Source organism: Streptococcus mitis (assembly GCF_023110375.1).
Taxonomy (GTDB): domain Bacteria; phylum Bacillota; class Bacilli; order Lactobacillales; family Streptococcaceae; genus Streptococcus; species Streptococcus mitis_CI.
Genome location: NZ_JALDVV010000018.1, coordinates 21,306 through 30,943, shown reverse-complemented (window position 1 = coordinate 30,943; position 9,638 = coordinate 21,306). Strand labels below are relative to the sequence as shown.

General features: G+C 39.7%; 6 protein-coding genes. All 6 read right to left on the bottom strand.

The annotated features are described in order from the left end of the window. On the bottom strand, window positions 1-4,807 hold a 4,807-nt coding region (locus M1G12_RS09315), incomplete at its 3' end, for an isopeptide-forming domain-containing fimbrial protein (RefSeq protein ID WP_247949804.1). A 56-nt stretch (window positions 4,808-4,863) separates the two neighbouring features. Then, the gene (locus M1G12_RS09310) at window positions 4,864-5,451 is read right to left on the bottom strand and encodes a TlpA family protein disulfide reductase (RefSeq protein WP_084864494.1); all 588 of its coding nucleotides are present in this window, start codon (window positions 5,449-5,451) and stop codon (window positions 4,864-4,866) included. 393 nt (window positions 5,452-5,844) lie between these two features. Continuing rightward, complete coding sequence (gene glnA, locus M1G12_RS09305; protein WP_084864495.1) at window positions 5,845-7,191, bottom strand: type I glutamate--ammonia ligase; 1,347 nt, start codon at window positions 7,189-7,191, stop codon at window positions 5,845-5,847. A 35-nt stretch (window positions 7,192-7,226) separates the two neighbouring features. Further along, entirely contained in the window at window positions 7,227-7,583 is a 357-nt protein-coding gene (gene glnR / locus M1G12_RS09300; RefSeq protein WP_000659541.1) for a transcriptional repressor GlnR, read from the bottom strand. Between the two features lie 79 nt (window positions 7,584-7,662). Beyond that, on the bottom strand, window positions 7,663-8,187 hold the full coding sequence (locus M1G12_RS09295; protein WP_084864496.1) for an FUSC family protein: 525 nt from the start codon (window positions 8,185-8,187) through the stop codon (window positions 7,663-7,665). A 135-nt stretch (window positions 8,188-8,322) separates the two neighbouring features. Beyond that, window positions 8,323-9,522 carry a phosphoglycerate kinase gene (locus M1G12_RS09290; RefSeq protein ID WP_247949803.1) on the bottom strand — a complete coding sequence of 400 codons (1,200 nt, stop codon included), beginning with the start codon at window positions 9,520-9,522 and terminating at the stop codon, window positions 8,323-8,325. Between the last annotated feature and the right edge of the window lie 116 nt (window positions 9,523-9,638).

Sequence of the window (9,638 nt, the reverse complement as noted above, 5' to 3'; positions counted from 1 at the left end):
TGAAGACTTGGTCGCGTTTGTCAAGAGTTTCAGCTTCTTTGCCGTTCACATCTTTCTTGATTTCTGGCTCTTCTGGAGTCGGTGGAGTTACTGGAACTTCGTTCGAGTCCTTGTGATATTTCGGATTGTGATCGATGTCATAAGAAGCCTTATTCGGAATCTCTGTCTTACCATCTTTATTCACATAAGCTGATAAGTTGGCATTATCTCTAATCTTAGCCTTGAAATTCACTTCAATAGACTTACCGGCATCTGCTTTTACAGAAGCTTCTGTAAAGGCAACTTTGATCACTTGGCCAGAAATTGTTACTGTCGCCTTAGATCCTGCATCCTCACCATCGAGTTTAACAGTAGCTGAAGCATTCTCACCAACAAATTCTAGAACTTCTTTCAACTCGTCTGTCATCTCAAATACAGTTGCATTGGCAGGCATTGTTGTTTTCAAAGTATAAGTAAATTCTTCATTACGTTTTGCAAGATCGTAACGTTCTGCTCCGTTTACTTCCTTCTTAAGCTTTGGAGTTGTTGTTGGCGGTGGAGTGACAGTGACTGGTTTTGATTCTTTCTTAGAATCAGGATTATCATTAATGATGTAGCTAGCAGTATTTGGTACTACTGGCTTGTCTTTTGCTTCATTTGGATAAGCAGTCAAGAGAGCATCGAAAGTGATGCCATCTTTAATCTTGGCATTGAATGAAACTTGGACTGCTTTACCAGCATATTGTTTCACTTGATCTTTTCCAAATGTGACTGTCAAGGTTTGACCTTCTGTTTTCACAGTCAAATCTTGAACAGCTTGGCCGTCAACAGTGACAGTTGCTTCCCCTTCAAATGCCAATTCTTTGACGATATCATCTGAAATGGTGAAGGTATCTGCCACGTGTGGAACCGTTGAGTCAATCGTATACGTGAAGACTTCTGATAACTTACCAAGATCTGCATGTTCCTGACCATTCACCTTCTTAGTGATTGGCGGTGGAGTCACAGTAACCGGTTTGGTTTCTTTCTCACCTTGTTGGTCATTCTTGTTGGTATAAGTAATCTTAGCTTTGTTCTCAATAGATGGAACTTTTGAGTCTTTCTTCACTTTGGCATGAATCACGAGCTCTACTTCTTGGTTACCGTAGTCACCCGCATTCGCAAAATCTTTCATCGTTGCAGTCACGGTTTGACCTTGAACTGTTACATCGAAGAATTTCGCTGCCGCTCCCTTGATTTCAGCTTGACCTGGAGTCAAGTTCTCATCCAAGGTATCTGTTACAACGAAGGACTTGTACGTTGTAATATCATTTGGCAATTTCGCTTTGATATTATATGTGAAGTCCGTTTCTGCCCCGATTGTTGCCTCTGTCAGTGTTTCGTTGATTTTCTTATCAACACCTGGCTCTGATGGAGGGGTTACGGTGACAGGTTTCGTTTCTTTTTCTCCGCTATGATCGTTCTTATCTGTGAAGCTGAACTTCGCAGTATTTGGAATGTTGATACGAGTCACTCCATCATTGATCTTAGCCGGAATAATCAATTCCACTTCTTGACCAGCAAGGTCTGTAGCCTTCGCAAAGTCCTTCATCGTTGCAGTCACGGTTTGACCCTCAACTGTTACATCGAAGAAGGCTGCAGCTGCTCCTTTGATAACTGGTTTGCTTGAAGTTTCATTGATAACTGACAAATCTCCTTCAAGTGTATCTGTAATCACAAATTTCTTGTAATCTGTAATATCTGTTGGAAGTTTTGTCTTGATGTTGTAGTTGTATGCTTGACCTGTAGGAATATCTAAGTGATCAAGTGTTTCATTGATCTTCTTCGTTACAGGAGGTGGCGTTACGGTGACAGGTTTCGATTCAACTTCTTTCTCTACATTGTTTTCATTTGTAAATGAAATACTTGCTTTGTTATCGATAACTTTACCTGTAACACCATTTTTAACTTTTGCAGGAATTACCAATTCAACTGTAGTGTATTTAGCAAGGTCTGCAAATTTTCCATCTTTCACAGTTGCAGTAACAGTTTGACCGTTCTTTTCTACCGTGAAGAGGTCAGCAGCATCACCTTTAATAGAAGCTTCGCCATCGAATTCCAAGTCATTATCAAGGGTATCGCTGATTACAAACTTCTTATAAGAAGCAATGTCTGCAGGGATGTTTGTAGTGATGTTGTAAGTGTAAGGTTGCCCATCAAACGTTTGGAAGCTATCCAAGTTTTCATTGATTTTCTTATCAATCGTTGGTTCTTTTGGTTTTGGTGGGGTAACCGTTACTTCGTTAGATGTTTGTTTCACATCGTTCAAGATCACATCCGCTGTATTTGGTACTTTTACTTGACCATCTTTCTTGTATTTAGAAAGATCAGCACCTTTACGGATTTTCGCCTTAAAGGTTAATTCTACATATTGAATGTCTTTCACCTTACGGCGATTCACTTTACGAGTGATTTTTTCAAGATTAGTTTTGTCTAGTGTCAACGAAACGGTTTGACCTGAAACGGTTGTCGCACCTTTCAAATCAGCGTTATCTTTTCCACCGAGTTTTACATTCAAACTATCTGCTTGAACTTCTAACTCTGGAACAACTGTATCTGTCAGCGTAAAGTTGTCCGCAATACCTGGCCATGGAGCAGTCACCTTGTACTCAAAGAGTTCCTCTTCTGCTTTCAAATCTTCATGTTCTTTGTCATTAACCTTCTTCGTAATCTCTGTTACTACTGGTGGTTTAACATAGACTGGGTTTGAACGGCGGATTGTGCTTGGTTTGTCAGTTGTCTTAGCATGTTTACTTGGATCAGGATTATTATCCTCACCATTCCACATGATGTTCCCTTGGTTTAGGAGACCAAATCCATCATTTTCCTGAAGAAGAGCCATGAATTCCTTGCTTGCCTGATTATTTCGGTATTTCTCCTTCAAACGAACCTTGATGGTCATTTGAGCTTTCTTAAAGAGTAAGTAATCATAGCCATTCACACTTGGTACGTCCGCAACAACAACGTCTTGTTCATTTCCAAGTTCATCATTTTGTTTCACAACACGAGTCATGATGGTACCATTAGGACCAGAAGCATGGTGACCTACAACTTCCAAGCGATAGTCAAGCGGATCTGTCAGCATGACATTTTGCTTGAATTCATTTGGAACGTTGTTGAAGTTATAATCAAGAGTGTAAGTAAATTCTTCTGCCTTGTCTGACAATTGAGCTGAATAAGCTTTTTTCTTCGTCAAAGCAAGCGGATCCTCAATTTCACCCAAGTCATTACTTTTGTCTGCGTCGTCTATCTTCTTAGTTACACTTGGATAACAGTAGGCAAGTTCTTGAACTTCAACAGTTTCATTGCTTCCACCTATCTTCCCAGTTTCAAACTCACCAGCTTTAAAAGTACCCGTTAATTCAGGGACAGGGACCTTCTCTTTTTGAGGTACATAGTCTGCAGGTGGATCAACTTCATCTTCTTCTTCAATAGCAGCAACGTGTGCTTCCTTACTCAAATCATAGTCAAATTTGTTGTCACCTGGGTTAAAGACACTCTCTGGTACAGAGATAGTAACTTTATCTCCATTTTGTGTAATTTTCCCACGAATTTCTTTTGTCGAGTCTTTGACTTCCGAAACAATTTTCTTACCATTGATACGGATGGCATCAACTTTGTAACCCGGTGTAATATCAAACTCACCAGTGATATCTTCCTTAATCAAGGCTGCCATTACAGATTCTAGGATTCGATTTGAAAATCTGTTAATATCATTTTGTTCATTGACATAGAAAGATATATTTTTGCCATTCACTTCTTTGTCTGGTGAAGCCATCGATTGAAGAGCATCATGGAAAATTTCTTGAACTGAACGGTTGTCCCCAATATTAATCGTATTGCCAAAACCATTCAGATAAGCACGACCATATTGATAATATGGTTCAGTGAAGGTATTAACACGTTCCCAGAAACCTACAACCACAGAACCTTCTGAACCAACCGCTGCTTTCAGCTGATCACCAGCATCTCTCAACTCATTGGCACGACCAGTAATATCTTGAGCAGCTTCTGGATAGCTATTTACTCCCCAAGCACGTTGGATAGCCCATGTTCTTGTATAGCTCTTATCCATTACAACTGTGTTAGACCCTGGCAGACGGTAACCATTGGCTACCCCATCCGTTACCAGGAGGAAGACTGTCTTACGACCGTTTTCCATATTCCCTTTGACACGGTTGTACTGATCGATCGTATCTTGAATGGCTGGAACAGTTGGAGTTCCACCATCAACTGCAATATTATCAATGAATTTATGAACTTTATTTTGATCGCTTGTTAAGCCGCTATTCCCATAGGTATAGTGTTTACCAGTTATATTCGGATCGGTAAATGTACCTGTAGGATTGCCACTGAAATCGTTATTATTAAAGTAACGCACCTGATCCAGACCTTGGTAAGAAGCTACGAAAACGCGGTCAGTTGTCCGAGGGTCGTCAGTCTTAACGAGATAAGGATTTGTCTCATCATATTGTTCCGGACGAACATATGTTGTCAAACGTTTAAGAGCACGTTTGACACTTGGAATCGTTTCTCGGAATGACCCACTTGCATCCTGCAGAATAACAAGATCGATTGGTTGTCTTGGAACCGACCAAGCAATTTTCTCTGTTTTTTCAATTTTACGGTAACAACCATTTTGTGTTATTTTTGTATTCGATCCAACTTGTGTTGTTTCAATACCTTCTGCTGAAGCCGTTCTTCCGAATAACATACTTGCAAATCCTAACGGAATGGATACGAACAAAATCATGAACAAAATGGAGACCTTTTTAATGAAATCTTTCATGTTTTTTTCTGAAATCCTATTGCGATTTCTTCCTCCTTTTTTCTATAGCAGATATATTAATCTAGTAGTTCTTGCAACTCTTTCGAGAAGTTTTCAGCAGTGGTATGATTTACTAATACATTCTTTACCTGTTGCTGTTTTGTTACAAGATACATACTTGGTATAGTTTGAACCTGTAAAAGATCGGCCGCGGACTGATCTTCGTCATAATAATACGGGAAGGTATATCCTTTTTCTTTGATATACTGATCAGCACTTTCCTTTGTTTCTTTACCTGGTTCGTTCAAATTCAATAGAACAAAATGAATTTGGTCTCCATACTTCTCATACATCTGCTGAACAATAGGTAGTTGTTTCTGACAATGCGGACACCAACTAGCCCATTCCACAACTAACATGGGTTTATCATACAGCTCTGAACTAGCAATCAATATACCTTTTTGAGTGGTCATTTTAAATTCTGGAAGTTGTTGACCTTTTAAACTCAAAGCTGTATTGTTCTCATCACTCGAAGTTGATTGCTGAACCGATGAATCGCCTATGTTTCCATCCTTAGTGGGTCTGGTGTAATAAAGTAAACCCACCACTAAACCTATGATGACCACCACCGCTAAAAATGGTAGCCACCACTTGTCTTTTTGCATAACGTCTCCTTTCTTATAATAGTAAAATACCATGAATGTTCTTTACGGGTTTAATATATCAATATACTAGAAGAAATCGTTTTATTACATTCATGCTAGATGATATTATACCACTTATCACAGCATTTTTCAAGCAATATTTTTTCAAATATTCAACTTTCTAAAAGAATTCAAAAAGCCGATAAATTCATATATTACAGGGACATCCCAAAAAACAAGTTGGTGTCACTTCTGAAATTTGTCAGAATATTCCCATTTCCGATGCATAATTGTAAGCAAGCTAAGAAATGCGAATTGCCTATATTACCTATACTAAAATTTGCATCAAAATACTTTTATAACATTGCAAAAAATAAAAAAAGATTGCCCATTCGAACAACCTCTTTTCTGCTATTAATACAAATCAAGATAATTATCAACTTCCCATTGTGAAACGAAGGTTGCATAACTTGCCCATTCGATTCGTTTGGCTTCAAGGAAACTAGTATAGATATGTTCTCCAAGAGCCGCTCTGACAACTTCATCTTCAGTCAGAGCTTTCAAAGCGTTGTGAAGGGTTGATGGAAGGTCTGTAATGCCAGCTTCCTTGCGCTCTTCTGCTGTCATGATGTAGATATTTTCTTCGATAGGAGCTGGTGCTTCTATTTTGTTTTCAATACCATGCAAACCAACCTCCAAAAGAACAGCCATAGCGATGTATGGGTTTGCCATCGGATCCACTGAACGCAACTCAAGACGAGTTCCCATACCACGTGAAGCAGGCACGCGCACAAGTGGCGAACGGTTACGACCAGCCCAAGCAATATAAACAGGAGCTTCATAACCCGGAACCAAACGTTTGTATGAGTTAACCGTTGGATTCATGATAGCAGTATAGTTGTAGGCATGCTTAATCAAACCACCGAGGAAATGGTAGGCCGTTTCTGACAACTGCATTCCTTTTGGATCATTTGGATCAAAGAAGGCATTGTTTCCTTCTGCATCAAACAAGGACATATTACAGTGCATACCTGATCCGGCAATACCAAATTTTGGTTTTGCCATAAAGGTTGCGTACAAACCATGTTTACGAGCAATCGTTTTAACAACGAGTTTAAAGATTTGAATCTTGTCACAGGCACGGAGGACTTCATCATACTTGAAGTCAATTTCATGTTGTCCAACCGCAACCTCGTGGTGACTCGCTTCTACTTCAAATCCCATTTTGGTCAAGACATTCACAATCTCACGACGTGTGTTGTCCGCAAGGTCAGTAGGCGCCAAATCAAAGTAGCCACCCTTATCATTTACTTCAAGTGTTGGGTCTCCATTTTCATCAAGTTTGAATAGGAAGAATTCTGGCTCTGGTCCAAGGTTGAACGATTTGAATCCTACTTCCTCCATGTGACGAAGAGCACGTTTCAAATTGCCACGAGGGTCACCTGCAAATGGTTCACCTTCTGTTGTATAGACATCACAGATCAAACCTGCAACACTTCCATTTTCATCTCCCCACGGGAAGACTGTCCATGTATCCAAGTCTGGGTACAAGTACATATCTGACTCATTGATACGTACAAAACCTTCAATAGAAGATCCATCAAACATAGCCTTATTTGACAAGACCTTATCTAACTGTTCATCTGTAGCAGGAATTTCGACGTTTTTCATGGTTCCTAAAATATCTGAGAACATGAGACGGATAAAGGTAACATTTTTTTCCTTGACTTCACGACGAATATCTGCAGCTGTGATTGGCATGAGTTTTCTCCTTAATTATGACTACTTGCGGTTGCCTAACCGCGACCAAAAGGTGACTGCGCTGAAGCAAAGCGTCCCTGTTGGAGGAGCTCATTATGAAGCGCACGACGCACCTCCGTTGGGCTTACTGCTTTCTTGGATTTCGCCTCACGCTCAGCGTATTTCTTCTTAATGGCAGCGATATTGAAACCTTCAGAGATATAATCTTTGATCTCAAGCAAACGATCCATGTCATTCAAGGAATACATGCGACGGTTCCCTTCGTTTCGATCAGGCTTTATCAACTCTTGATCTTCATAATAACGAATCTGACGCGCCGATAGATCGGTCAACTTCATCACACTACCGATAGGAAAAACAGCCATATTTCGACGAAATTCTTTTTCCTTCATTTACAATTTCCTTCTTTCTGTCTATTATAGTCTAAAAAAATCCATACGTCAATTAATAATGTCACAAAATGTAACATTATTATCTTTTTTTCTCTAAAAGATTTCTGAAACGATCAATATCATAATTTACAAGGATTGCGACAAAAACTCCCATAAATGTTTCAAATACGCGCGCAAACACGTACAAAAATGTTTCTCCGCTTGGTATTGATAGGGTAATGATCAACATAGCCGCTACACCACCAATAACTCCTGTCTTGTTGTTCATGGCTACATTTGTCATAATGGTTAACATGGTGCAGATTGGAACAACTACCAAGGTCACCCAAAAAGCCTCGTGGAAAAAGGTATTTAATAAGAAGAAGACCAGGGCGTATAGGCCACCGATACTATTTCCTAGAATACGCGAAGTCCCAAAATGAACACTCTTATCAAAACTCTCCCTCAGGCTAAAAACGGCTGTCAAAGCACCGATTTGCAGGCCTTTCCAACCAAAAAATCCAAAAATCAAGAGAACTAGAAAAACAGCAATACCTGTTTTAAAGGTTCGCATACCAAGTCTGAACTGGGATTTATCGAATTTATATTTTTTAAAATAACTCATAATCTCAACTTTCTATTTCCATTTTATCATAAATTGGCTGATTTTATGAGCAATAGTTGAGAGGAAGCGTTTTTATTTTAAGCAAAAGAAAAGAGGAACTTTCATCCCTCTATTCTTTGATTTAGTTATAAAATCTTATTTTTCTGTCAAGGCTGCAAGTCCTGGAAGAACTTTACCTTCAAGAAGTTCCATTGATGCTCCACCACCAGTAGAGATCCATGAGAACTTGTCTGCACGGCCAAGGTTAATCGCTGCGGCAGCTGAGTCACCACCACCAATGATTGATTTAACTCCTGGTTGTTTCACGATAGCGTCCATCACACCAATTGTACCAGCTTGGAAGTCTGGGTTTTCAAATACACCCATAGGTCCGTTCCATACAACTGTTTTCGCACCAGTCAAAGCTTCATCAAATTTAGCGATAGATTTTGGACCGATGTCAAGACCAAGGAAGCCTTCAGAAACTGCTTCACCTTCAGTGTCACGCACTTCTGTGTAACCAGCAAATGCGTTTGCTTCTTTTGAGTCAACTGGCAAGATCAATTTACCATTTGCTTTTTCAAGAAGAGCTTTCGCAACATCCAATTTGTCTTCTTCTACAAGTGAGTTACCGATTTCGATACCTTGTGCTTTGTAGAATGTGTAAGTCATACCACCACCGATAAGGACTTTATCAGCTTTTTCAAGCAAGTTTTCGATAACACCGATCTTGTCTGAAACTTTTGAACCACCAAGGATAGCCACGAATGGACGTTCTGGAGCTTCAACTGCTTCTTGGATATAAGCAATTTCGTTTTCAAGAAGGAAACCAGCAACTGCTTTTTCAACGTTTGCTGAGATACCAACGTTAGATGCGTGTGCACGGTGAGCTGTACCGAATGCATCGTTTACGAAGATACCATCTCCAAGTGATGCCCAGTATTTACCAAGTTCAGGATCGTTTTTAGATTCTTTCTTGCCGTCAACATCTTCGTAACGAGTGTTTTCAACCAAGAGAACTTGTCCATCTTCAAGAGCGTTGATAGCTGCTTCCAATTCAACACCACGAGTGACACCTGGAAGGAAAGCAACATCTTGACCCAGTTTAGCTGCCAAGTCAGCAGCTACAGGAGCAAGTGATTTACCAGCTTTGTCTGCTTCTTCTTTTACACGACCAAGGTGAGAGAAGAGGATAGCACGTCCACCTTGTTCAAGGATGTACTTGATAGTTGGAAGAGCTGCAGTGATACGGTTGTCGTTGGTAATCACGCCATCTTTTACAGGTACGTTGAAGTCAACACGAACGAGGACTTTTTTACCTTTCAAGTCAACGTCTTTAACAGTAAGTTTTGCCATGTTACAAAAACCCCTTTATTTATTTTATTCGAAACTATTATATCACACTTTGGAAATATAAGGAAAGATTTCACAAGATTTTTCGATATTTAATCTTTGTGACATGCTAGAGTATA

What these genes read in the sequence shown, in the direction of transcription:
- glnA (WP_084864495.1), bottom strand. Translation starts at nt 7,191, where the DNA reads ATGCCAATCACAGCTGCAGATATTCGTCGTGAAGTCAAGGAAAAAAAT.
- M1G12_RS09290 (WP_247949803.1), bottom strand. Translation starts at nt 9,522, where the DNA reads ATGGCAAAACTTACTGTTAAAGACGTTGACTTGAAAGGTAAAAAAGTC.
- M1G12_RS09295 (WP_084864496.1), bottom strand. Translation starts at nt 8,187, where the DNA reads ATGAGTTATTTTAAAAAATATAAATTCGATAAATCCCAGTTCAGACTT.
- glnR (WP_000659541.1), bottom strand. Translation starts at nt 7,583, where the DNA reads ATGAAGGAAAAAGAATTTCGTCGAAATATGGCTGTTTTTCCTATCGGT.
- M1G12_RS09310 (WP_084864494.1), bottom strand. Translation starts at nt 5,451, where the DNA reads ATGCAAAAAGACAAGTGGTGGCTACCATTTTTAGCGGTGGTGGTCATC.